This is a genomic window from Glaciimonas sp. OK215 (assembly GCF_057787885.1).
Map to the genome: position 1 here is coordinate 4,116,694 of NZ_CM173544.1, position 24,474 is coordinate 4,141,167.

The window sequence follows — 24,474 nt, forward strand, 5'->3', positions numbered from 1 at the left end:
TTAAGATTCCTTTAATAGCTCAGGAGCAAGCGCATGGGTGTCCTTGATGGTTTGCAACACGATATTCGAACGCATATCGAGTACGCCCGGCATTTTATATAGCTTCTCCAGAACAAACGTCGAGTAATGCTTGAGATTGCGCGCCTTTACGCGCAACAGGTAATTGGCGTCGCCGGTGATGATGTACGAGCCCACCACCTCCGGGCAGCTTTGCAGTGCCGCTACGAAGTCTTCATGCCAATGTTCGACATCGCGCCGGATCGTCACTTGCACGAACGCGTCGAGTTCCAGTCCCAGCGCATCCGCATTCAACACCGCACTATAGCGGCTGATCATCCCCGCTTCTTCCAGTATGCGCACCCGCCGCAAACACGAAGACGGGGACAAAAACACTTTCTCGGCCAGATCGAGATTGCTGATCCGGCCGTCTTCCTGCAAATAGGTCAGGATGTTGATATCAATGGCATCAATTTTCATATCGCATATTTATTCAAAATTACGGTGAATTACTTAAATATATTCTATTTAACCTATTTTACACGCGCTATTTTGCAATAAAAATTCAAGGATTTCAGCATAAAATAATTCATCAAATTTCACATAATTAAGAGACGAACCATGCAAGCGCCAAACATCCTGTGGGACATCAGCCCCCTCGTTTCACCCCGGATACCGGTCTGGCCCGGGGATACGGCTTTCAGCGCGGAACCGACCTGGCAGATCGCCGATGGCTGCCCGGTGCATGTCAGCCGGATGACGCTATCGACCCACACCGGCGCGCACTGCGACGCCCCTTCGCATTACGATCCGCAAGGCCTCTCGATCGATGCCGTCGCACTGGATGCGTATATCGGCCCCTGCCGGGTCATCCACTGCATCGGTGCCGGCCTGGTCGAGCCGCAACATATTGCACACGCACTGACCGACTTGCCGGCGCGGGTGTTGTTGCGCACCTATCAAACCGCGCCGCAAACCGCGTGGGATGCCGCATTCAGTGCCGTCGCCCCGGAAACTGTCGCGCTGCTGGCGCAGCACGGCGTGCGGCTGATCGGCATCGACACGCCCTCGCTGGACCCGCTGGAATCCAAAACGCTGGATGCGCACCAGGCCGTACGCAGCCACAAGATGGCGATTCTCGAAGGGATCGTGCTCGACGCGGTTGCCGCCGGCGACTATGAATTGATTGCACTGCCGTTGAAACTGGCCGGGCTGGATGCCAGCCCGGTGCGCGCGATATTGCGCTCGCTGTCCGATTAATACCCAACAATTAACAACTGGAGGCTCCCCCTCATGACAACCCGTAACGACTGTCTGGCACTGGATGCAACCGATCCGCTGGCCGCACTGCGTGAGCAATTCGACTTGCCGCAAGGCGTGATTTACCTCGACGGCAATTCGCTGGGCGCACGGCCGAAAGCAGCGCTGCAACGCGCCCAGGAGGTGATCACAAAAGAATGGGGCACCGACCTGATTCGCAGCTGGAACCAGGCCGGCTGGTTCGACCTGCCTACCCGCCTGGGCAACAAGCTGGCCCGGCTCATCGGCGCCAAAGATGACGAAGTGGTCATCACCGACTCGACCTCGATCAATCTGTTCAAGTTGCTGGCCGCTGCGCTGCACATCCAGGCCGGCAAGACGGAAACCGCCGGACGCCGTGTCATCGTCACCGAGCGCGACAATTTTCCGACCGACATTTACATGGCCGAAGGCCTGACCAAATGGCTCAATCGCGGCTACCGCCTGCATTTGGTGGACTCGCCGGAAGAACTGGCCGGCGCGGTGAATGCCGACACTGCCATCGTGATGTTGACGCACGTCAACTATCGCAGCGGCCACCTGCATGACATGCAGGCCGTCACCGCACACGCGCACGCGCAAGGCGCATTGATTACTTGGGATCTGGCGCACTCCGCCGGCGCCGTGCCGGTTGATCTGAACGGCGCCAACGCCGACTTCGCCGTCGGCTGCACCTATAAATACCTGAACGGCGGCCCGGGCTCGCCGGCATTTGCGTGGGTTGCCCCGCGCCACCAGGCCGACTTTCAGCAGCCATTGTCCGGCTGGTGGGGCCACAGCGCACCGTTTGCCATGCAACCGGCATACCAGCCGACCAAAGGCATCCGCCGCGCATTGTGCGGCACCCAACCGATCGTGTCGCTGGCGCTGGTCGAGTCCGGTCTGGATGTGTTCGCGCAAACCAGCATGGCAGCGCTGCGCAGCAAGTCGCTGGCGCTGACCGACCTGTTCATCGCGCTGGTGCAAGCACGCTGCGCCGACCATCCGCTCGCGCTGGTGACGCCACGCGCACACAAAGAGCGCGGCAGCCACGTCAGTTTCGCCCACCCGCACGGCTACGCCGTGATGCAAGCCCTGATCGCACGCGGCGTCATCGGCGACTACCGCGAACCGCAGATCATGCGCTTCGGCTTCACCCCGCTCTACACTAGCTTTGTCGATGTCTGGGACGCCGTGGCAACCCTGAAACAGATTCTCGATGACAAGGACTACGATCTGGATGCCCGGCGTGATGCCGTTACTTAAATTACTTCATTTCCGGAGATCATGATTATGGAATGCCCATATAACCCATCAACGCCGTCAACCGACTGGCACGGCGCCAAGATGGATTTTAGCGAATCGATGAGCTACGGCGATTACCTGGCGCTCGATCAAATACTGGCGGCGCAACATCCGCGCTCACCGAATCACAACGAGATGCTGTTCATCATCCAGCACCAGACCAGCGAGCTGTGGATGAAGCTGATGCTGCACGAGCTGCATGCGGTGCAGCAGCATCTGCGCAGCGGCGATCTGCCGCCCGCGTTCAAAATGCTGTCGCGGGTGGCGCGGATCATGGATCAACTGGTGCACGCCTGGGATGTGCTGGCGACCATGACACCGCCGGAATACACGGCGATTCGCCCGTATCTCAGCAATTCGTCGGGATTCCAGTCGTATCAATACCGGGAAATCGAGTTCCTCCTCGGCAACAAGAACGCCGCCATGCTGAATGTCCACACCACAGCCCCGGAGCCGTATGCCAAGCTGGATGCCGCACTGTCCACACCGTCCATCTATGACGAAGCGGTGATGCTGTTGGCACGATCAGGACTGCCGATCGACGCCGATCGCCTGGCGGCCGACTGGACTCTTCCCACCGCCGCCAACGAATCGGTCAAGGCCGCCTGGTTGACCGTGTATCAAGCGCCGGATACGCATTGGGCGCTGTATGAACTGGCTGAAAAACTGGTCGACCTGGAAACCGCCTTCCGCTTCTGGCGCTTCCGCCATGCCACGACGGTGGAGCGGATTATCGGCTTCAAGACCGGCACCGGTGGCACCGCCGGTGTCAGCTACCTGAAAAAAATGCTCGATGTCGTGCTGTTTCCTGAGTTGTTTGCGCTAAGGACGGAGCTGTGATTTAAGCTGGAAGAAAGGACGTCTGGCCTTGCGCACAAACAGCGCAACGCCGATCGCCTGCTCCAGCTCAACCAGCCGTTTGCTGGCGGCCGAAACGGCAATCGCTTCACGCACTGCCGCGCGGGTGAGTGTGCCCTCCTCGTGAATCGACAGGAACAGCCGCAAGGTGGTGAGGTCGAAACGCCTCAGGAGATTGTTCAACGCCATAGAGTGCCTTCGGTGCCGATAGTCAGGTCAGGGTTCTGTATGGAAACCGTTAATGCTGTCCCCGGCGAGTGCGCGCCAGGTCGAGTTTCTCGCATAAAACGGCGGTACCGTCGATTATGCGTGGACCGGCCCGGTTCATCAGGTCGGCATCGATACCGAACAAATTGCCGCGCCGCACCGCCAGCAAGCCCGGATAAGCGGTCCAATACTCCAGGTCGCTTTTATCCTCTTTCCGCTGGCCGCTCACCAGCACTTCCGGATTTTCCACCAGCACCGCCTCGATATTCACAACCGGCGCGGTCACCGCCAGCTGGGCGAAGATGTTTTCACCGCCGCACACATGAATCGCATCGCTGACTATCTGGCTGCCGTTGAGCGTATACAACGGCCGGCTCCAGACCTGATAAAAAACCCGCACGCGCGGACGCTGCTGATATTTGACCGTCAGGGCATCGATTCTCTGACGCAACTCTGCAGCCGTTTTTTCCGCTTGTGCCGCAGTTCCGAGTAATTGACCCAGGCGCACGATACTATCCGGGATATCGCGCAGCTTATGCGGGTCGCTGTAAAACAACGGTATGCCCAATTTGCGCAGTTGTTCCAGCTGACGATCGGCGCTGTTATGGCGCCAGACCACCAGCAGGTCCGGTTTCAGCGCAATCAAACGCTCGATATCCAGCAGACTGTTATCGCCGATCCGCGGAATAAGTTTTGCCGGCGGCGGGAAGTCGCTGTATTTCACGGTACCGACTATGCGCTCCCCGCCGCCGGCCGCAAATACCAGTTCGGTCACATGCGGCGCCATCGTCACCACCCGCCGGACCGGTTGCGGCACGGTGACGATATTCCCGGCGTCGTCACGCACGCTGATCGCGGCCTGCCCCGCTGTCGCCATCTGCATGCCGGCCAGCAGAGAAACAAGAGAAATGGCGCACTTCATAAATATCTGCCTAGCGTTGCTATCGTTCTCAGTCATGCCGGCTGCTCCGTGGGAAGATAAATGGTCCGCTGCCCGTGCCGGACTATTTCTATCGGATGTCCCAGACAGCGGCTCAGGATCGGTGCGGTCATCACCTCGGCCACCGGTCCGGCCTGCCACTGCCCATCCCCCATCAGCAATAGTGCATGGCTGGCGACGCTATGTGCAAGATTCAGATCGTGGCCGACCATCACGACGGCTTTGGCGGCGCCGTTGCCGCCGCAAAGCTCTGCCAGCAAGCGCATCACGCTGACCTGATGCGCCAGATCGAGGGCATTCGCAGGTTCGTCCAGCAACAATAACGGCGTGTCTTGCGTCAATACCGCCGCAATCGCCACGCGCTGACGCTCACCGCCGGACAAGGTGCGGATATCGCGCTCGGCCAACGCCTCCACATCCAGCGCCCGCAGGGCACTGTAAGCCGCCTCCCGATCCGCATCCGACTCCCAATAACGGCTGTCGTGATACGGATGACGCGCCGCCAGTACGGTTTCGATCACGCGATAGCCAAACGCGTCGCGACTGCCCTGTGGCAAGAACGCACGGGCGCGCGCCAGATCCTGCAGCGACCACTGCACCAGCGGCCGCCCGGCCAGTTCGACCACCCCGCCATCCGGCTGCCGCAAGCCGGCCAGACAGCGTAGGAAAGTACTCTTGCCGGCCCCGTTACGACCAATCACACACCAGAGCTGACCAGGACGTACTTCCCAATCCAGTCCGGCGACCAACGCGCGAGCGCCGATACTCAGCTGCAAGTCGCGGGTGCGCATAGGTTGCGAAATGTCTGTCATCCTAGATTCCTCAGTTGGACAGGTGCGAGTGTGCGTTTTTCCGGTCATCTGGCAAGGCGCGACGACGCGGCAGGGCTCTCCCTGCAAGGAGGAGCAACGCGGCCAGAGGGCCGGAAAAATGTGCAATCGCGCCTGTAGCGCTCTCACCAAATCGATGCAGCTTATCGAACGAAAGAAACTGTGTGTTCATGCGGATTCCCAGACAAAAGTTAGCGCTCAACTGAGGAATCTAGGATCACCGTTGTCGAATATGGTGCAGCTGCAACAGGAAGGCCGGCACACCGATCAACGCGGTAATCACGCCTACCGGCAATTGCTGCGGTGCCAGCACACTGCGCGCCAGAGTATCGGCCAACACCAGGAAAGTGCCGCCGGCGATAGTCGCCGCTGGCAACAACAGGCGGTGATCCGGACCCAGCGCAAAACGGCAGGCATGCGGCACGATCAAGCCGACAAAGCCGATCGCACCAGCGCCGCTGACCGTACACGCGGTCAATAGCGCCGCACAAAAGAACAGTCCCTTGCGTAGCCCGCCCACATGGATCCCCAGCGTCGCCGCTGCTTCGGCATGCAGCACCATGACGTTGATGTTGCGGGCTTTGCGCAGTGCAAAAATCAGCGCCCCGCTCAACACGATCCAGGGCAGCCAGCGCAACTGGGTACCGGACAAGTCCCCGATCAACCAAAACACCATGCTGCGCAAACGACTATCCGGCGCAATCGACAGCATCAGTGTCACCAATGCCCCGCAGCCCGACGCGACGATGACACCGGTCAGTAATAACAATGGTGCGTTGCCATCTGAAATCCCGCCGCGCAAATCGCGATACGCCAGTCCAAACAACAACAGCGCCACCCCGATCGCGCCGGCGAAAGCGGCGACATCGATCATCCAGGCCACGCTAAACAATAGCATCGCCGACAACGCGCCGACTGCCGCACCGCCCGAGACGCCGAGCACATAAGGATCAGCCAAAGGATTGCGCAACAAAGCTTGCATCATGACGCCAGCCAGCGCCAGCATGGCCCCGGTCACAAAGCCGGACAAGGCCCGCTCCAGACGCAACTCCAGCAAGGTCGCCGCCATCGTCGTCGGCACCCCGCGCAGCGCTTCACCCAGAGCGCCGAATAAATCGGAGACAGGTAAAGTCACCGAGCCCACGGCGCAGGCGAAAACAATGCTGGTCAGTGCCAACAAGGTGAGCCCGCCCAACACGGCCAACGCACGACGCCCATCCTGCGACGCGCGCATCTTTATAAAAGTGGCCGGAGTGGCTGGGGAATTTTTCATGGCTCGACTGGTTATCGCTTGATCTTTCATGCATCAGGTTCAATATTCTATTCGGAATAAGCCGCAAGCCTGCTACATCCAGCTGTGGAAGTTGCAGTTGCAGTTGCAGTTGCAGTTGCAGTTGCAGTTGCAGTTGCAGTTGATTTTTCCCTGCCGTTCCGCTCTGACGAGCGGTTCGGTCGTCGTTATCTAATACGGTTGCTACTCCGTGGAAGCTACCGTTTTAGATAACGACTCATCGGCCTTCACAGCAACCGCCGTCAGCAGAATAAGGAAATCACCTCACCGTAAGCAATCGCATGCGGCGTACCGGCAGCCCGACGCGCGACTTCCGCCAGCGCCAGCGTGTGCTGACAGGCCAGTAGCAGACGGATGGTGCCGGCGTGGCAGACCACGATGACGTCATCATGCTCATTTTGACCACCAGAACCGCGACGCTGCAGATCCGCATAGAATTCACACACGCGCGCGGCCATCTGCGTCACGCTCTCGCCGCCACCCGGTCGATAATCGAGCATGTCGCCGGCCCAGGCATCGATCTCGGCGCGCGGAATATCCTGCCATGTTTGCATTTCCCAGCGTCCAAAGTCCAGCTCTGCCAGACGCCGATCGCGGATCGGTGGACACCAGCCACGTCCCGCCGCCAGGCTATCGGCCAGATCTGCACAACGCCGCAGCGGGCTTGAAAACAGCAGCGCCGGCGTTGGCAACGCCGTCATCAAGCGGCTCAGCAGGCGTGCGTTTTCCGCTGCCGAGACCGGCAAATCAGTAGCGCCATAGCACATATCGGGCGCAACTATCGGTTTGGGATGACGGACGAGATGCAGCTGCATGATTAGCCCGAATGGGCGATGACTGACAGACCGAGATAAAACGTCACCTCCGCCACCTGCTGCACCGCGCCCAGACAGTCGCCGGTGTAGCCGCCGATGCGCTTTACAAAAAACCGGGCCAGCCACAAGGTTGCGACGCCGCTCAATCCCATGCCGGCCGCAATCGCCGTCCATGGCACCCAGCCGAATATGCCCACTGCCAGCAACGGTAACGACGCGGAGACTGCGGCAATCGACCATTCCGCGCTCGACATATGCTGTGCCAGCGCTTTAGCCTTGCCCTCGGCTTTGACATACGACAGCCGCCAGATCAAGGCGGAGGCCATCAGGCGTGAGACCGGATGTGCCATCGTCAGGGCGGCGATCGCCGGCCAGAATGACAAACCGGCGAGTAGCGTGCATTTCAACCCCAGCATCAGCACGATGCCGATGACGCCGTACGCACCGACCCGCGAGTCTTTCATGATCTCAAGAATGCGGGCGCCAGTGTAACCACCGCCGAAGCCATCGCACACGTCGGCAAAGCCATCTTCGTGCAAGGCGCCGGTCAGATAAATTCCGCCAATGGTCGAGAGCAGCACCGCGACCGCCGGCGGCCAGAAATACGCCGACACCCCATACAGCGCCGCCGTCGCGACACCGACGACGATCCCGACCGCCGAAAAATAACGAGAAGCCTGCGCCAGCCACGCAGGGTCGAAACCAATCCAGCCCGGAATCGGCAGCCGCGTGAAGAATTGCAAGGCAACGAAGAACAGCCGCACTTGATGCAAGCTGGCATTGATCAACCCAGCGGGCGGTATCTCACTGGGCGGCATGTTGGACATGTTTCCAGGTTAAAGGCTTTGGCTAACAGCGGCGGAATCGAATGTCGCCATCTCGGCCATAAAATTCACCGCTGCCTGCACCAATGGCAGCGCCAATGCGGCACCGGTCCCCTCACCCAGGCGCAAGCCCAGGTGCAGTAATGGCTGCGCGTTCAGGTAGGCCAGCATCTGTTTATGTCCACGCTCATCCGAGCAATGCGCAAAAATGCAGTAATCAAGGATATCCGGACGCAGTTGCGCCGCCACCAGCAACGCGCTGGTGACAATGAAACCGTCGATCAGCAACACCATGCGGCGCTCGGCAGCCGCCAGCATCGCGCCGACCATCATGGCGATTTCGAAGCCGCCGAACGTTGCCAGGATATCCAGCGGCGCAACCACGCCGGCATGATGATTTACGGCACGCTGAATCACGCTTTGCTTGTGCAAAATACCGGCGGCATCCAGCGCCGTACCCGCACCGACACATTCGGCCAGCGGCAGGCCGGTGATCTTATGCATGATCGCCGCCGCTGCCGTCGTGTTGCCTATGCCCATTTCGCCGAAACCAACGATATTCCCGGGTAGCGCTGCGGCCAGCGTCATCCCATGCTGGATCGCTGTTGCGCAGTGTTCGGCGGTCATCGCCGCCTGGTGGGCGAAATTTTTTGTGCCGGGGCCGACTTTTCTGTCGATGAGCCGGGGGCGGCTGCCAAAGTCGTGGTTCACGCCGGCATCGACTATGTGCAAGGCGCAATTGTTCTGCCGGGCAAAAACGTTGATCGCAGCGCCCTGCGCGAGAAAATTTTCGACCATTTGCCAGGTCACGCTTTGCGGATAGGCGGAGATGTTCTCGGCTACCACGCCGTGGTCGGCGGCGAATACCAGGATGGCTGGTTCGGTTAATGCTGGGTGTGCGCTTTTCTGGATCAGGCCGATCCGGAGGGCGATTGTTTCCAGTGCGCCCAGACTGCCTGGCGGCTTGGTTTTATGATTGATGGCAGTCGTTAGCGTTGTGTGCAGGTCGGCATTCCGGGTGGATTCGATGTGAGGGATGTGCATGGGCTTGTTGTCCAATGGATTTTTGCAATTAGTTTGCAGATCAATGACGTAGAAATATAGACAGCGTGCCTGGATCGCATGCGGTCATTCGTGGTTCCGAATGACCGATGTCCCGGTGTCTCATTGGATGGAGAATTGTTTTACTTCTGCGGGGTACTGCTCTGCTGGATTTGCGCTAAAACCGGTTCAGCAAAGGCAGCAAGCACACTGCCACACACAACGGTTTAAATACTTACACCGCTTCCGGGCCTGTTTCACCGGTACGGATACGAATTACCTGCTCGACATTTTGAACAAAAATCTTGCCGTCGCCAATCTTGCCAGTGCGGGCGGCTTTGATGATGGCGTCGACGGCTTGCTCGGCCAGCGCGTCATCGATCACCAGTTCGACTTTTACTTTTGGCAGAAAATCGACAACGTATTCGGCACCGCGATACAGCTCGGTGTGGCCTTTTTGGCGACCGAAGCCTTTGACTTCGGTCACGGTCAAGCCATTCACGCCAACTTCGGCCAATGCTTCACGGACTTCGTCCAGTTTGAACGGTTTGATAACGGCAGTAATTTGCTTCATGACAACTCCTTTATGCAAGTATTCCGACCCGCTATTGTAAGCGACGTCAGCCCGGCATTCACACTGGCGAACAGCAAAATGTTACAAATGCCTGCAATGCAGTTTTTTTGGACGCAGCGTCGGGAATTTGGCTTTTCTGTTCTACACTCGTCTTTTTGCATAACCTTATTCCATGACCCAACTCATTAACGCCCGCATCCTGTCGCAGGAAGGCCTGCCGTCTCCGGCCAGCATCCACCGGGAAATCCCCCATACCAAGCAGTCCCTGCATACCGTCTTGCACGGCCGCACGCAACTGGAAAACATTCTTGACCGCAAGGACCAGCGCCACTTTGTCGTGGTTGGCCCCTGCTCGATTCACGACCCGGAAGCGGCGATGGAGTATGCCGGCCGACTGAAAACACTGGCTGCAGAGGTCTCCGATGTATTGCTGGTGGTGATGCGCGTATATTTCGAAAAACCCCGTACGACGGTCGGCTGGAAAGGGTTGATCAATGACCCTGACCGGGACGACTCGTTCGACATGGTCAAAGGCATCCGGATTGCCCGCACCCTGCTGCGCGACATCAGCGAGATGGGTCTGCCCGTGGGCACCGAGGCGCTGGACCCGCTCATGCCGCAATACCTGGGCGACATGGTTAGCTGGAATGCGATTGGCGCGCGCACTACCGAGTCGCAGACGCACCGCGAGATGGCCAGTGGGCTCTCGACTCCCGTTGGACTGAAAAACGGCACGGATGGCAGTTTGACCGTTGCGATCAATGCGATGCAATCGGCCAGCACGCCGCATGCGTTTCTGGGTGTCGATGCCGATGGGCGCGCCTCCTTGATTCGCACAGCGGGCAACCCGCACGCGCATCTCATCCTGCGCGGTGGTTCGGCACCTAACTACCAGGCCGAATCGGTGGCCAAGGCTGAGGGCCTGATGGCGAAGACGGGTCTGACGCCGTCCATCGTGGTTGACTGCAGCCACGGCAATTCCAGCAAGGACTACGCGCGCCAGGTCCTGGTGATGAAGGACGTCTTGCAGCAGATTACCGAGGGTAACAAGAGCTTGGTAGGCGTCATGCTGGAATCCAACCTGGTGCCCGGCACGCAAAAGATTCAAGCAGACTTGTCCAAGCTTGTGTATGGCCAGTCCGTGACAGATAGTTGCCTGGGTTGGGAAGACACCGTGTCCGCCATTCGTGATGCAGCAGAGTTGCTTCGCAGCTGACGGAGCTAGCCCCAGACGGATGCTGCATGTCATCAAAGAGACATCAATCCCATGCAGAATACGTTGGAACCAGGTATTCGATACTGCGCCAGATTAATGTCCCGAAGCCTTAAGAATTTCTGCTACTGTCATGACGCTGGCATCGGACTCAGAAATTCTTAATATTAAAACCTGATATCAAAGGAACAAATTTGAACTGTTTTAATCGACCTGACAAAAAAGATGGCGCGAATGTTGCGTCGCTCAAAGACTTGATGAGCACACCGCCAATGACTGCGGAACAGCACTGGGCGCTAATGCGCAAACGTAGGGACCAGCGCAGGATGGTCGAGGCAGCCCGGGAATTGAGGACGGATGCCCAAAGAGATTCCTGGTGCTAACCGGCTATGGCAGTCGTTCTGAAGTTTCCGGCATGGGTCACGCTGAAATGCAATTTTGCTGACATTCTGGCGCAAATCAACAACTAAAAGCACTTGGTCGGAGATGCAGCTCTCGAACCTGCGGCCTCGTGCTCCCGAAGCACGCGCTCTACCAACTGAGCTAATCCCCGACAATCCGCAGGCTGCGCCATGTGCGGCATCCGTAATTTTGCCATCGCAGTGCACTGGTATCAATGCACATCCCTCCCCTTTTCGCGTCATTTTTGGACCTTTTATTTTAATAACGTGACGCAGCAGTCGCCGTCAGGTCCGGAAATTCGATAGTTCCGGCCCAACGGGTGCTGTCATTTGACGGGTAACGCTCACCTGTCGATGCGAATCGACATATGTGCGAGGTGATAGTCACTTGACGACCAACGTTCCTTTCATGGTCGGGTGCAGTGCACAGGAATAGGGAAACGTCCCTTTTTTTCTTGCTAAAAACTTCCAGGAACGATTCGTCGATATCTTACCCGAGTCGAAACTCCGGTTGTCAGAAGTGGCCGTGTGCGGGAAAGGGTCTTTATTCTTCCATATCACCGTATCTCCGATATTCACTTCGACAACCTGCGGAGAAAACCGCATCGCTTCGATGACGACTGTATGCACCTCGGACTTGGCCGCTGCGTACGACCCATAACTCATGCCCAGGAACACGCACGCCAGGAGCAACGCCATTCCTGCATGGCGTTGCCCTTTCGCCTGGCTATTTAAAAGAAATAGCACGGCGGCACCTTACTTCATGGAAGCCTGGATTTGCTTCGCATGCTGCAAGTGCGCATCAATCGCCGGACGAACTTTTTCAAGCAGGTCTTTCAATTCAGCGTTCTTGGCACTTGGTATCAAGGTCTTGTCGATCGCGTCCAGGACGGTCTGATGATACGAAACCTCGTTATCGACGTACGCCTTGTCGAACTCTGCCCCCTTGAGCCCCTTCAGGTTGGCAACGTTCGCCACGCCGCCGTCCTTGAGCGCTTTGCTGGTGTCGCTATCCTCTGGCGTCACATGCAGCTTTTTGACCAAGGCGGTTGCCTGCTTGTTCACACCGGTGTGGTCGGTCACCATCAGCTGAGCGAATTCCTTCACCTCTTTGTTATGCGACTTGGATTTGGCAAGCTTGCCGGCGTTGATGTCCACCGTGTTAGCAGTCACCACAATTCCTGCGATTTGTGCATCGCTAGGAGCTACCGCTTGTGCGAACGACACGGATGACGCAAAAGCGAACAAGCCGGCTACAAGAGCGCGTGAAATATTTTTCATGAGATATCTCCATTTAGAGTGGTTAAGTAAAGCAAAAGAACTACTTATGGGCATTTCCGCAGGGAGTCGTTAAACATCTTTGCCCTGCACTCTTTCAAGACGCGCCAAAACCTCCGCCACGATGCGGTCGCAGCGCGCGCCGTCGAAACTGAAAGCATCCTCGAAAGCAAAGTCTATTTCGCGCGACAGGGATTCCCGCAACAGGCTTCTCGCCCGGAAGAACCTTGTGCGCACGGTGGCCTCGGGAATACCGAGGCAAGTAGCGACTTCTGCGACAGTCATTTCTTCAAGCCCGCGCAGCACAAAGACTGTTCGGAAAACGTCCGGTAACGCGTCGATTTTCTTTTCAAGCAGGCCGCGCGCCTGTGCCAGCATGGCGGCCTGTTGCGGATCTTGAAATGTAGCGTCATTCACGTCGTTCCCTTCTGCATCGGCATCCCTGGAAACGTCGCCAAGCTGAATTACCTCGGCTTGGCGGGCCGTCTTCCGTGACCGCGCAATAGCCTCATTGACGACGATCCGCGTCAGCCACGTCAACAGTCTGGCATCGCCGCGAAACGATTTGATGCCTCGATAGATGAGCAAATACGCTTCCTGAAGCACGTCTTCGGCTTCAGTGTCGTCCTTCAAAATACTGCGCGCCGTGCGATACAGCGGGCGATTGAAGCGGCGCATCAAAACAACGAACGCGCTCTGGTCGCCGGCCACTATGCGTGCGGCAATCTCCGCGTCGGATAACTCCTTGTGCGCTGCACCTGTCGTGTTTGTCACCATGGTTTATTGGTTTTGTTGGTAGGTACAACATTGGATGGATATAACACTCGGCACGTTCCCGGTATTTAGGACAGGCAGTGAGATTGTTGGCAGCAATCGGCAATCGCTTTGCCAAAATTCACAAAACCTGGTGAATAGGCAATTAATCATGGGAAGTGGTTGTTGGCTGGCAGCTAAAATAGTTTCTGTCCGGTATCCAGGCGTGTTTCTACACCAAGCTGCCGGTCATAGAACCGGAATTCTCCCTTGCCATCGGCCTTTGCAGAATACATCGCCGTATCCGCATTCCTGAGGAGTGTTTCTGCATCGTTTCCATCGCGTGGGAACAGGCTGATACCGATTGACGCACCGACCACATTTTTGCTTCCTGAGAACTCAAACGGTGCGCGAAATTCCTGGTTGATGCGAAAGGCCACGTGAGCGGCTTCCTCGCGACTGGCGACAGAACCCAGCAATACCGTGAATTCGTCTCCGCCAAGCCGAACGGCCCTGTCTGCCGGCCGCAATACTGACTTCAAACGATGCGCCGCTACCTGCAGCAGTGCGTCTCCGGCTGGATGACCCAATGTGTCGTTGATCGTCTTGAACTTATCGATGTCGATAAATAGCAGGGCAAATAGCGTGTCGCTGTTTCTTGCCTGGTTCAGTGCGGCAGGCAGAAAATTCATCAGCCAGTGGCGATTCGGAAGCGACGTCAGGGCATCCATATTGGCCATGCTCAACAGCGCCTGTTCGTACGCTTTCGTCTCGGAAATATCCCGTACCGTCATCGCCAAACCGGGTCCCGAGCGCACCAGCTTGCGAGACATCCAGGCGACATGCGCCGGAGCGTGGCGCGAAGCCCTGAATTCGTCTTCGTAATAACCGGTTTCCATCGCACTCCGGAAAATAGTCAATACGCGTTGCCCATGCTCCCCGGAATACAGGTCGGAGAATTTTTCGCCGACGAGTTCCTTCTTTGTAAAGCCGACCAGGACAGCGCCGCGTTCATTGCAATCTTTCACCACAAAATCGACCACGCGATGCTGTTGGTCGTGGAGCGCCCGGACCATGTAAAAGCCTTCATGTGCACCGTCCATGGCCAACTGATAGGTATTTTTCACTTCGTCCGCCTGGTGCTTTCGCCATGCCAGCCGCGCAGAAAAGAACATACCAACCGTCGCCAGCACAAGCAGGAACGCACTTCCCGCAATGGCAATGTTGCGATAATTGTCTGCTGTTGCCTGATACGCAGCAAACGCTTCGGCGTCAGATAATCCAACGAAGGAAACAAGGGGATAGTTGGCAAGTTTCTGCCAGGCAATGATACGTGGCTCGCTGTCGACAAACTTCTCCTTTGGCAATCGAACGACACCACTGGCTGATGCAAATCCGGGAGGGGAACGGAAAATTGACGGTAGCGAGCGGATACGTTCGCCCATTTTTGCTGCCAATACGGCGCCATCCGTATCCAATACGGCCAGACAATCGGTCATGCGTAGACTGGACTCGTCGTAAAACGAGGCAAGATAGGACGGTTCGACGCCTACTACGACTATTCCGTCAAATGCGCCGTCGGCTGTATCCAGCCTGCGCGTAAAGCGGATGACTATTTTCGTGGAACGGCGCCCCATGCCCGGTTTGTTGATAAGCAGGCTCTTGGCAGAGTTCAATTTCTGGGCCTTGAAATATGCCCTGTCAGCGATATTTGGGGCGTTAGCCGTACCCAATGTGCTCGTGACGATCGTTCCGTTGCGGTCGACGATGGTTGCATACAGTTGTGCTGACCGTGGATACAGTCCTTGTTGCAATTGCTCTTCCAGCTTGAGCGCACCATGCGTTGTCTGCCATTGGTATTTGAGATTGCGCGTTATCTGGTCGATTTGATCAACGGAACGGGACAACTGTTCGGTGTAGGCTTTGGAAAGCTGAGCAGCTTCCCTGAGTGTATTTTTTTCAACCTCCGCCCTATCGCCTCCGATTTTCACCAGCGTTATCCACCAGACTAATGCTCCCAGGAGAAAGCAGACCAGAGGCCACAAAAGGATGACGCGAATGCTGCCCCGCAGAAATTCAAGTCTTTGAACTTCGCGGGTCAGGCGCTTACCCAGACTGATGTCGGCCATAGCAAGGTAATCAATTTAGAAGACAACTGGAGAAAAACAGCGGCAGACGAACTTTGCTGCAGCCGACTGCCTGACATTGGGCGCCAACCATTTACACCACTGGGCGGGCGATTAGCGTGAATGAAATTGCACAACGGAAAGATTACCATAGCGCAATTAATGAAGGTGAGTTTTAGCGCGACGATGGCCGACGTTTCGGACCAGAACAGAGAAAGGCGTGAAACTGGCGACGTCACCATGCCGTTTTTTCTGTAAGCTATAGCATCTACAGAAGGGAGAGCATTCATGAAGATTGCCATTATCGGCGTCACCGGCCGCGCCGGCTCGCGCCTTGCCGCAGAAGCCCTGCGCCGTGGTCACAGTGTCACCGGCATTGTCCGTTCGCCGGAAAAAGCGGATGTGCCCGAAGGCGTGACTGTGCAGAAATGTGATGCCACGCAAGCGGAGCAGCTGACCCCGCGCTTGCGCGGTCACGACGCTGTGATCAGCGCGGCCACTTTTCAAGTGTTAAAGGCAGCGCCGCTACTGCAGGCTGTCAAGGCATCCGGCGTGAAGCGCCTGCTCGTCGTCGGTGGCGCCGCCAGCCTGGAAATCGCGCCGGGAACTCTCCTGCTCGACAGCCCGACTTTCCCCGAGGCGTACAAGGCGGAAGCAGTCCCGGGCAAGCAATTCCTCGACGACTTGTATGCTGAAACCGCGTTGGACTGGACCTTCCTGTCCCCACCCGCCATGTTTGCGCCGGGCGAGCGCACCGGCAAGTTCCGCGTTGGCAAAGACCAGTTGCTGGCAGATGAAAGCGGTCAGAGCCGCATCTCGATGGAAGACTACGCCGTCGCCATGATCGACGAGCTTGAGCAGCCGCAGCACATGCGCGAACGCTTCACGGTTGCCTATTAATCGGGAATATTCCGCAGGTCATTGATCCACACGGTCGCCTCCGAGTCGCTTGGCGCGCGCCAATCGCCACGCGGAGACAACGAGCCCCCGGTGCCGACTTTCGGAGCGTTGGGAACACATGAGCGCTTGAACTGGCTAATCCTGAAAAACCTGTCGAGGAAGATGCCCAGGTTGTGCTTGATCGCTGCCAGATCGTATTGATTCCGCTCTACCTGCGGGCCCTCGGGCCAGCGTCCCTCATCCCTGTCCTTCCACGCAGAGAACGCCAGAAAAGCGACTTTCGACGGAGCAAATCCGAACCGAAGGATGTAGTACAGATTGAAGTCTTGCAGTTCATACGGGCCAATCACGCTTTCCGTCATCTGCTCCGGCTGACCTTTTGACTTGCCGGGTACCAGCTCCGGGCTGATGTCGGTACTCAGTATGTTCAACAGCACATCAGTGCCGGTGTTGCCAATTGCCCCGGACTCGGCGACCCAGCGGACTAAATGCGTAATCAAGGTCTTTGGAACGCTGGCGTTGACGTTGTAATGCGACATGTGGTCTCCCACACCGTATGTGCACCAGCCCAAAGCCAATTCGCTCAAGTCTCCGGTACCGATGACAATCGCATTGTGGAAATTCGCCAGCCGGAACAAATGGTTGGTTCGCTCGCCGGCCTGAACGTTCTCAAACGTCACGTCGAACTTGTCTTGACCGGCGGCATAAGGATGGCCAAGGTCTGTGAGCATCTGGACACAGCTGGGCCGGATGTCGATTTCCGTCGCGGAACAGCCAACCAGACTCATCAATTGCCTGGCCTGAAGCAGGGTCCGGTCGCTTGTTGCAAATCCTGGCATGGTAAACGCAAGGATATTCGTACGAGGCAGCTTTAGGCGGTCCATCGCTTTCGCACACACTAACAACGCGTGCGTGGAATCCAGGCCGCCTGAGACGCCAATCACCACCTTGGAAATGCCGCTCGCGGATAAGCGTTGGACCAAGGCCTGCACTTGAATATTGTAGACCTCGTTGCAGCGCTCATCGCGGCGCCTGGTGTCGGCGGGAACGTACGGAAAACGCTCCACAATTCTCTCGAGCGGCAAGACCTTATCGATAGGCAAGTCAAGATTGAAGCGTATCAGCTGGAACCTGGAAACTTCTTCGGCATGGCGGCGGACCGACTGGCCGAAGGTGGTCTGATGCATGCGCTCGCGTGATAGCCTTTCAAGGTCCACATCGGCAAATATGACGTGCGATGCGTCCTGAAACCGCTCGGACTCTGCGAGAAGTTCACCATTTTCGTAAATGATTGCTTGACCGTCCCAAGCCATGTCAGTCGATGATTCGCCCTTGCCCGCTGACGAATACAGGTAGGCGGACAAGCAACGCGCTGATTGTTGCGCCACTAGCTGGTGGCGATAGTCGGCCTTCCCGACCAACACGTTGGACGCGGACAGATTGACCAGAACGCTTGCTCCCGCTAATGCCGCAAACGAAGATGGCGGAACCGGCACCCAGACGTCTTCGCAAATTTCAACGTGGAATCTGAAAAGCGGCATGTTAGCCACTTCAAACAGCAACGAGGCGCCGAATGGGACGCTTTCGCCGCACAGTTGAACTTGCCGGGATACTGCGCAATCAGCGGCACTGAATTGGCGCGCCTCATAGAATTCGCCGTAGTTCGGCAGATAGCTTTTCGGGACAATGCCCTGAATCCGGCCGCCGGCAATCACTACCGCACAGTTAAATAGCTGATGGTCAACGCGTAACGGCAAGCCAACGATCAACGCGAGAGAGAGTTCCTGAGAGGCTGCCACGATGGACGCCAGCGCCTCTTCGCATGCGTCAAGCAATGCCCTCTGGTGAAACAGGTCTTCGCAAGTATATGCAGACAAGCCCAGCTCCGGAAACGCGACCAGCGCTGCTCCCCGTTGTTCCGCTTGCACTGCCAGCTCGATGGTTTCAGCCGCATTAAAGGCCGGGTCGGCAACGCGACAACGCGGCACCCCGACCGCTACGCGCACAAAATCGTGGGAGTAAAGGTTAAAAAAACTCTTCGTCATAAACATTTTTCCTTGCAGGTCCTGGCGAGCTGCCATACCCGCTGCTCATTAAGCAATCTGTCATCTTTTTCGTCACGACCCATTCCGGGCCGCCTGTAATGTGGTCAGTATAATATGCCTGAGCAATCGCACGTTTCACTTCGGGATATTTTCTCCGCGAGTGCTAAACTCAGGCCCATCCTCCGCAACCTCCAGCATTCCCCACTGCATTGACTAAACCAACGAAATCGACAACCACAACGCGCATCGTTTCTTCCTTGAACGAAATCGGCCAGTACGCCTGGGATGAACTGCTCGGCCTGCAAGCCGACGCCAATCCCTTTCTGTCGTTCGCCTTCCTGCATGCACTGCATGAAACCGGTTGCGCCTCTGAAAAATCCGGCTGGCAACCGCAATATCTGACGCTATGGGACGACGGCTCCGATGACGCGTCGTCGTCGCCGCAATTGATGGCAGCGTTGCCGCTGTATGTGAAATATCACTCTTACGGCGAGTACGTATTCGACTGGGCCTGGGCCGATGCGTATCAGCGCAGCGGTCTGGAGTATTACCCCAAGCTGCTCTCGGCAATCCCGTTCACACCGGTGACCGGCGGCCGTCTGCTGGCACGCGATGCGGCCTCTGGCGCAGCGCTGATCGGCGTATTGAAGGCATTGCGGGTAGATAGCCAGACCTCCTCGACCCATATTTTGTATCCATCTGCCGCGCAGGCCGAAGCACTCCAGCAAGCCGGTTTTCTGCTGCGCAGCGGCGTCCAGTTCCACTGGCTGAATCCGGGCTATCCCAACTTTGAAGCGTTTCTCGATACGCTGGAACGCAAAAAACGCAAAAACATCCGCGCCGAGCGGCGTAAGGTGGCCGATGCCGGCATCCGCTTCAGGCATGTGCGCGGGATTGACGCGAGCGAGGCCGACTGGGTGTTTTTCAATCGCTGCTATCGCCGCACCTACGCAGCCCACCACTCAACCCCCTATCTGAACCTGGCATTCTTTCAGCGGATTGCCGCCACCATGCCGCAGAATATTTTGCTGATCGTGGCCGAACGCGATGGCCGGCCGATTGCGTCCTCGCTATTGATTCATACCGATACGACCTTGTATGGCCGCTACTGGGGCGCGATTGAAGAAGTCCCTTGCCTGCATTTTGAAACCGCGTATTACCAGCCGCTGGAATTCTGCATCGCGCAAAAGATCGCCTGCTTTGAAGGCGGCGCACAAGGCGAACACAAAATGGCACGCGGCTTTCTGCCGCAAAAAACCTGGTCGGCGCATTGGCTGGCGCATCCTGATTTTTTCAATGCCGTCGCCAATTTTCTGGAGCGCGAAACCGATGGCATCGCCGCTTATATGGATGAACTGAATGATCGCAATCCGTTCAGGACGGATGATTTGATCTAGGCTTTTTTTATCGGCGAGACCGACGATTTCTGTCATTGGCCGAAATGACAGTCCCGGATGACCGCGCTCCCGCTTGAATCAGCAAGGCCGGCTCGCGATCACGCGCAAATTGGTATGATGTCGCTCCGCCTTCAAAGCCGTCAATATGCAACCGACCGACATCCTACTCGCACTCCTCACCGTCACGATCTGGGGCTTCAATTTTGTCGTGATCAAGATCGGCCTGCAGGACTTGCCGCCGTTTTTATTCTCCGCCATGCGTTTCATTTTCGCGGCGCTGCCGCTGGTATTTTTCATTAAGCGCCCGGCAATCCCCTGGCGTCTGCTGGTCGGTTACGGCCTGTTCCAATTTGCGCTGCAATTTGCGTTACTCTTCTCCGGCATGAAACTAGGCTTTCCCGCCGGTCTGGCGTCGCTGGTGATTCAATTACAGGCGTTCTTTACCATCGGACTGGCGGTCCTGATACTGAAGGAGCGCCCGCGCGCCGCACAGTTGATAGGTGCATTTATTGCATTGGCAGGCATTGGCTTGGTCGCCGCCCACATGGAAGCCAGCGCTACCCTGATCGGATTTTTGCTGGTGGTCGGCGCCGGCCTGAGTTGGGCCGCGGCCAATATCGTTACCAAAACCATCGGCACAGTCAATCCGCTGGCACTGGTAGTCTGGGGCTCACTGATTGCCGTACCGCCGTTGTTGCTGGCGTCGTTACTGATGGAAGGCCCCGCAGCCTGGGCCGCTGCAGCGACCCGTTTCAACTGGCGGTCCGCTGGTGCGGTGTTGTTTCAATCGTATCCAAATACGATCGTCGGCTTCGGCATCTGGTCGATCCTGATGCGCAAATACCCCACCGCCACCATCGCACCATTTGCACTATTGGTACCGGTAGTCGGCATGCTGAGCGCAGCGCTGGTATTGGACGAACAGTTGCAGTGGTGGAAAATCACGGCTGGATTGCTCGTGCTGAGCGGCCTGGCGTTGAATCAGTTTGGCGGGCGCCTGATGCTGCTGCTCAGGCCGGCAAAATAAAGGGCTGGGCTGGCATATCAACAACCAAAAAAGCGCACCAAAGTGCGCTTTTTAAAAAACCATCTCGGCCAGCTTATTTAGCTTCCAAAGTCTTCTGGTATGCCGCAACGCCCGCCAGGATTTCCTGGCGCGCTTCGTCAGGACCGCCCCAACCATCAATCTTGACCCATTTACCCTTTTCCAGATCCTTGTAATGCTCAAAGAAATGCTGGATCTGCTTCAGGCGCAATTCATTCATGTCTTCCGGCTTTTGCCAATGGGTGTAGATACTCAACACTTTATCGACCGGCACAGCCAGCAGCTTGGCATCCTGACCCGCCTCATCCGACATCTTCAACACACCGATCGGGCGGCAACGCACCACCACGCCCGGGAACAGCGGGAACGGCGTGATCACCAGCACGTCAACCGGATCGCCATCGTCCGACAAGGTTTGCGGAATATAGCCGTAATTACACGGATAGTGCATCGCGGTACCCATGAAGCGATCAACAAAAATCGCGCCGGATTCTTTGTCGACTTCGTACTTGATCGGATCGGCATTCATCGGGATCTCAATGATCACATTGAAATCGTTAGGCAGGTCGCGCCCGGAGGATACGTCATTCAAGCTCATGTTGTGCTCTCGTCTTAAAGGGTAAAAAATCGGTCAGCCCGAAATTATAACGGGTCTGGACTGAATCATGCACTGCAACATTTTAAGTTGCGCACATGGAAGTTGACAAATAATTACTGTTGTTAGTATGTTCGCAACGCGATGGCGAGGGCTGATCCGCTTAAACGGCACGCAAATCAGATGTTTATCTTGCGACCAACGGGACACTCGGGCTAATCGCGTTCGGCATGCGAATGCGGCAGGAGTGCGCCCGGGATGTCGCGGCTATCCAGCCCGCCCGACGCCAGCCAGCGGCGGGTTTCCGCCGCCGCGCGGTCTATCAGCAGGCCGCACTGGCTGTAGTCATACGGCGATATATCCAGCGGACAGAGCGGTGCCACCACCGCGATCGCAGCATGCGATGCCCAATGCTCCAGATCGGCCACCAGTTGACGCGCTACCAACAGGTTGAGCGCACTCATGGCATGCTCAAGCGCGCCCTTCGGCTGACGCCGCTCGGCACAGGTAAACCCGGTGGTAAGCACAATGACGCGCGTGGCGCCCAGCCGAATCGCAGTCGATATCGGCGTATTGTTGGCAACGCCGCCATCAATCAACATATTGCCAGCCAGCGCCACCGGTGGGAAAACGCCGGGAATAGCGGTACTTGCCAATACCGCATCGACTGCCGGGCCCGTGGAAATAACCACTTCATTGCCGGTTTTCATATTGGTGGCGACAACATGTACCGGAAGATCGCACTCCTCCAGCGACCGGGTCCCGAATTGCGCGTAAAGAAGCGCGCGTAATTTTGTAGAACTGACCAGATGCGTGCCCCTGGCGCGAAACGCCCCAAGGATAGCGAGAATCGACCACGGCATGATCTGCTGGCGGCGGATACCGCGCCACAACGACTCCAGCCGCTGCGCACCGGCCAGATGCGGCTGGTACGCAAAGAACACGCTATTGATGGCCCCGGCGGACGCGCCGACCAGGAAATCCGGCTGGACGCCGGAAGCGATCAGCTCACGCAACATGCCAGCCTCGATTGCGCCAAGACTTCCACCACCGGCGAATACAAATGCGGTCTTTTCCATAGGGCAACCTGCAAACGGCCACAGACAGATACATGACAATGTACATAGCCTACCCCACCATGCGTCAGGGTGCCAGAGCGGCGGATAGCCGCCGAGGCTAATTGGGACGGAGCGGCCATCTCGTTAGTAAATGCATCAAGTTCAAGGCGGAGAAATTCGCGAGTGGAAGATGGCACATGGCAAAACACTATGTAACACTATGCATTTGGAATCCGCTTCGTGTTGGATTTGATGTGCGCGGCACTCGCATCGCTGTGGGCCGAGCCAGCTATCGAACCCGATATTAAAAAATAACAGCCCGGACAAACCTATTTAATTTATGAAATCCATCAAAGTTGGCTTGCTTGGCATAGGTACCGTCGGTGCGGGCACATATAACGTACTTAAGAGAAACCAGAAAGAAATCAGCGGCAGAGCGGGTCGTCCTATTGAAATAGTGATGGTTGCCGCACGTAACGTTTTGCGCGCGCAGCAGATAGTTGGCGACGAGGTAGACATCGTCAACGATCCTGCGCAGGTAGTGAATCATCCGGATATTGATATTGTGGTGGAAGTCATCGGCGGCACCACCATCGCTAAAGACTTGGTGCTACAAGCGATTGCCAACGGCAAGCATGTCGTGACCGCCAATAAGGCATTACTGGCATTGCACGGTAGTGAAATTTTTGCGGCAGCATATGAAAAAGGAGTCGCGGTCGCTTTTGAAGGAGCGGTTGCCGTTAGTATTCCCATCATCAAGGCATTGCGCGAAGGCTTGGCCGCCAACCGCATAGAATGGGTTGCTGGCATCATCAATGGCACTACTAACTACATTTTGTCCGAGATGCGTGACAAAGGCTTGGACTTCGGCGTTGTTCTGAAGGAAGCGCAGCGCCTTGGATATGCCGAAGCTGACCCGACCTTTGATATTGAAGGCGTGGATGCCGGGCACAAATTGACGATCATGTCAGCCATTGCGTTCGGCATTCCGGTTCAATTCGACAAAGTGCATATCGAAGGCATTGCCAATCTCGAAGCAATCGACATCGAATATGCGGAAAGTCTGGGTTATCGCATCAAACTGCTGGGCATCACCAAACGTACCCCGGAAGGCATTGAGATGCGCGTGCATCCCGCATTGGTGCCGGCCAAACGACTCCTCGCGAATGTCGAAGGATCGATGAACGGCATCATGGTGAAAAGCGATGCCGCCGGTATCACGATGTACTACGGCGCAGGGGCGGGCTCGGAACAAACTGCGTCTGCGGTCATCGCCGATCTGGTCGATATCACGCGTCTGGCAACTGCCGATCCTGAGCATCGTGTTCCCTATCTCGCATTCCAGCCGAATGCCATGCCTGACACGCCGATCCTGCCAATGTCGGAAATCACGACCAGCTACTATCTACGCATGCACGTTGTCGACCAGCCGGGCGTATTGGCTGACGTCACGCGCACTTTTGCAGACGCGTCGATTGCAATTGATGCCATGCTGCAAAAAGAGCCGGCAGAAGGCGAGAATCAGACGAACATCATCATTTTGACGCACCAGACCCAAGAGAAGAATGTTGTAGCGGTCATCACGAAAATCGAGGCGTTGCCGACGGTGGTGGGTGCGGTTACCAAGATACGCCTGGAGGCATTGGCCTAGCGCTTCCTTGTCAATGCGTTGTTCCGGCTGTAGTTAAAGCCGCTCTGGCGGC

The 24,474-nt window shown here is 56.9% G+C and carries 23 protein-coding genes, 1 tRNA gene and 1 pseudogene; 8 read left to right on the forward strand and 17 right to left on the reverse strand.

Annotation, left to right across the window (positions count from 1 at the left end):
* Window positions 1–477, reverse strand: coding sequence for an Lrp/AsnC family transcriptional regulator (locus AC3CHX_RS18970; RefSeq protein ID WP_488629578.1), 477 nt, complete (start codon window positions 475–477; stop codon window positions 1–3).
* Between the two features lie 141 nt (window positions 478–618).
* Here AC3CHX_RS18970 and kynB point away from each other — a divergent pair, with 141 nt between their 5' ends.
* From kynB to kynA, 3 genes are read left to right on the forward strand one after another with little or no spacing between them, the layout of a single operon-like run.
* Complete coding sequence (gene kynB / locus AC3CHX_RS18975) at window positions 619–1,257, forward strand: arylformamidase (RefSeq protein WP_488629579.1); 639 nt, start codon at window positions 619–621, stop codon at window positions 1,255–1,257.
* A gap of 33 nt (window positions 1,258–1,290) precedes the next feature.
* Entirely contained in the window at window positions 1,291–2,541 is a 1,251-nt protein-coding gene (gene kynU, locus AC3CHX_RS18980) for a kynureninase (protein ID WP_488629580.1), read from the forward strand.
* 27 nt (window positions 2,542–2,568) lie between these two features.
* A complete protein-coding gene (gene kynA / locus AC3CHX_RS18985; protein ID WP_488629581.1) occupies window positions 2,569–3,420 on the forward strand; it encodes a tryptophan 2,3-dioxygenase in 852 nt (283 codons plus the stop codon).
* 21 nt (window positions 3,421–3,441) lie between these two features.
* Here kynA and AC3CHX_RS18990 read toward each other — a convergent pair.
* From AC3CHX_RS18990 to AC3CHX_RS19025, 8 genes and pseudogenes are all read right to left on the reverse strand, one after another.
* Window positions 3,442–3,627 (reverse strand): annotated as a pseudogene (locus AC3CHX_RS18990) (helix-turn-helix domain-containing protein); the annotation flags it as partial.
* Between the two features lie 49 nt (window positions 3,628–3,676).
* Window positions 3,677–4,603: a cobalamin-binding protein gene (locus tag AC3CHX_RS18995; protein ID WP_488629582.1), complete on the reverse strand. Its 927-nt coding sequence runs from the start codon at window positions 4,601–4,603 to the stop codon at window positions 3,677–3,679.
* Entirely contained in the window at window positions 4,600–5,397 is a 798-nt protein-coding gene (locus AC3CHX_RS19000) for an ABC transporter ATP-binding protein (RefSeq protein WP_488629583.1), read from the reverse strand. Before AC3CHX_RS19000 ends, AC3CHX_RS18995 begins: the two co-directional genes overlap by 4 nt.
* Window positions 5,398–5,632: 235 nt before the next feature.
* The gene (locus AC3CHX_RS19005; RefSeq protein WP_488644867.1) at window positions 5,633–6,649 is read right to left on the reverse strand and encodes a FecCD family ABC transporter permease; all 1,017 of its coding nucleotides are present in this window, start codon (window positions 6,647–6,649) and stop codon (window positions 5,633–5,635) included.
* Window positions 6,650–6,948: 299 nt separating this feature from the next.
* Window positions 6,949–7,521 (reverse strand): histidine phosphatase family protein, encoded by a 573-nt coding sequence (locus AC3CHX_RS19010; RefSeq protein ID WP_488629584.1) that lies wholly within the window; start codon window positions 7,519–7,521, stop codon window positions 6,949–6,951.
* Between the two features lie 2 nt (window positions 7,522–7,523).
* Window positions 7,524–8,339, reverse strand: coding sequence for an adenosylcobinamide-GDP ribazoletransferase (locus tag AC3CHX_RS19015; RefSeq protein WP_488644868.1), 816 nt, complete (start codon window positions 8,337–8,339; stop codon window positions 7,524–7,526).
* Between the two features lie 18 nt (window positions 8,340–8,357).
* Window positions 8,358–9,389, reverse strand: coding sequence for a nicotinate-nucleotide--dimethylbenzimidazole phosphoribosyltransferase (gene cobT / locus AC3CHX_RS19020; protein ID WP_488629585.1), 1,032 nt, complete (start codon window positions 9,387–9,389; stop codon window positions 8,358–8,360).
* Window positions 9,390–9,621: 232 nt separating this feature from the next.
* A complete protein-coding gene (locus tag AC3CHX_RS19025) occupies window positions 9,622–9,960 on the reverse strand; it encodes a P-II family nitrogen regulator (RefSeq protein WP_488629586.1) in 339 nt (112 codons plus the stop codon).
* A gap of 172 nt (window positions 9,961–10,132) precedes the next feature.
* On the opposite strand from AC3CHX_RS19025, the gene AC3CHX_RS19030 reads away from it, so the two are divergent.
* Window positions 10,133–11,176 (forward strand): 3-deoxy-7-phosphoheptulonate synthase, encoded by a 1,044-nt coding sequence (locus tag AC3CHX_RS19030; RefSeq protein ID WP_488629587.1) that lies wholly within the window; start codon window positions 10,133–10,135, stop codon window positions 11,174–11,176.
* 474 nt (window positions 11,177–11,650) lie between these two features.
* On the opposite strand, the gene AC3CHX_RS19035 is transcribed toward AC3CHX_RS19030, so the two are convergent.
* From AC3CHX_RS19035 to AC3CHX_RS19055, 5 genes are all read right to left on the reverse strand, one after another.
* Window positions 11,651–11,726, reverse strand: a tRNA-Pro gene (locus AC3CHX_RS19035).
* A gap of 232 nt (window positions 11,727–11,958) precedes the next feature.
* Window positions 11,959–12,321, reverse strand: coding sequence for a cupredoxin domain-containing protein (locus AC3CHX_RS19040; protein ID WP_488629588.1), 363 nt, complete (start codon window positions 12,319–12,321; stop codon window positions 11,959–11,961).
* A gap of 9 nt (window positions 12,322–12,330) precedes the next feature.
* Window positions 12,331–12,855 carry a DUF4142 domain-containing protein gene (locus AC3CHX_RS19045; RefSeq protein ID WP_488629589.1) on the reverse strand — a complete coding sequence of 175 codons (525 nt, stop codon included), beginning with the start codon at window positions 12,853–12,855 and terminating at the stop codon, window positions 12,331–12,333.
* 69 nt (window positions 12,856–12,924) lie between these two features.
* Window positions 12,925–13,629: an RNA polymerase sigma factor gene (locus tag AC3CHX_RS19050; RefSeq protein ID WP_488629590.1), complete on the reverse strand. Its 705-nt coding sequence runs from the start codon at window positions 13,627–13,629 to the stop codon at window positions 12,925–12,927.
* 173 nt (window positions 13,630–13,802) lie between these two features.
* A complete protein-coding gene (locus tag AC3CHX_RS19055) occupies window positions 13,803–15,734 on the reverse strand; it encodes a sensor domain-containing diguanylate cyclase (protein ID WP_488629591.1) in 1,932 nt (643 codons plus the stop codon).
* Between the two features lie 285 nt (window positions 15,735–16,019).
* Here AC3CHX_RS19055 and AC3CHX_RS19060 point away from each other — a divergent pair, with 285 nt between their 5' ends.
* Window positions 16,020–16,631: an NAD(P)-dependent oxidoreductase gene (locus tag AC3CHX_RS19060; RefSeq protein ID WP_488629592.1), complete on the forward strand. Its 612-nt coding sequence runs from the start codon at window positions 16,020–16,022 to the stop codon at window positions 16,629–16,631.
* On the opposite strand, the gene AC3CHX_RS19065 is transcribed toward AC3CHX_RS19060, so the two are convergent.
* Window positions 16,628–18,676 (reverse strand): NAD(+) synthase, encoded by a 2,049-nt coding sequence (locus tag AC3CHX_RS19065; protein WP_488629593.1) that lies wholly within the window; start codon window positions 18,674–18,676, stop codon window positions 16,628–16,630. The two genes, AC3CHX_RS19060 and AC3CHX_RS19065, sit on opposite strands and share 4 nt — an antisense overlap.
* Before the next feature lie 209 nt (window positions 18,677–18,885).
* Between AC3CHX_RS19065 and AC3CHX_RS19070 the strand changes: the two genes are divergently transcribed.
* Complete coding sequence (locus AC3CHX_RS19070) at window positions 18,886–20,073, forward strand: GNAT family N-acetyltransferase (RefSeq protein WP_488629594.1); 1,188 nt, start codon at window positions 18,886–18,888, stop codon at window positions 20,071–20,073.
* Between the two features lie 145 nt (window positions 20,074–20,218).
* On the forward strand, window positions 20,219–21,100 hold the full coding sequence (locus tag AC3CHX_RS19075; protein WP_488629595.1) for an EamA family transporter: 882 nt from the start codon (window positions 20,219–20,221) through the stop codon (window positions 21,098–21,100).
* A gap of 73 nt (window positions 21,101–21,173) precedes the next feature.
* On the opposite strand, the gene ppa is transcribed toward AC3CHX_RS19075, so the two are convergent.
* A complete protein-coding gene (gene ppa / locus AC3CHX_RS19080; protein WP_488629596.1) occupies window positions 21,174–21,716 on the reverse strand; it encodes an inorganic diphosphatase in 543 nt (180 codons plus the stop codon).
* Window positions 21,717–21,928: 212 nt separating this feature from the next.
* Window positions 21,929–22,792 carry a patatin-like phospholipase family protein gene (locus AC3CHX_RS19085; protein WP_488629597.1) on the reverse strand — a complete coding sequence of 288 codons (864 nt, stop codon included), beginning with the start codon at window positions 22,790–22,792 and terminating at the stop codon, window positions 21,929–21,931.
* Window positions 22,793–23,111: 319 nt separating this feature from the next.
* Between AC3CHX_RS19085 and AC3CHX_RS19090 the strand changes: the two genes are divergently transcribed.
* Complete coding sequence (locus AC3CHX_RS19090) at window positions 23,112–24,422, forward strand: homoserine dehydrogenase (protein WP_488629598.1); 1,311 nt, start codon at window positions 23,112–23,114, stop codon at window positions 24,420–24,422.
* The last annotated feature ends 52 nt before the right edge of the window (window positions 24,423–24,474 follow it).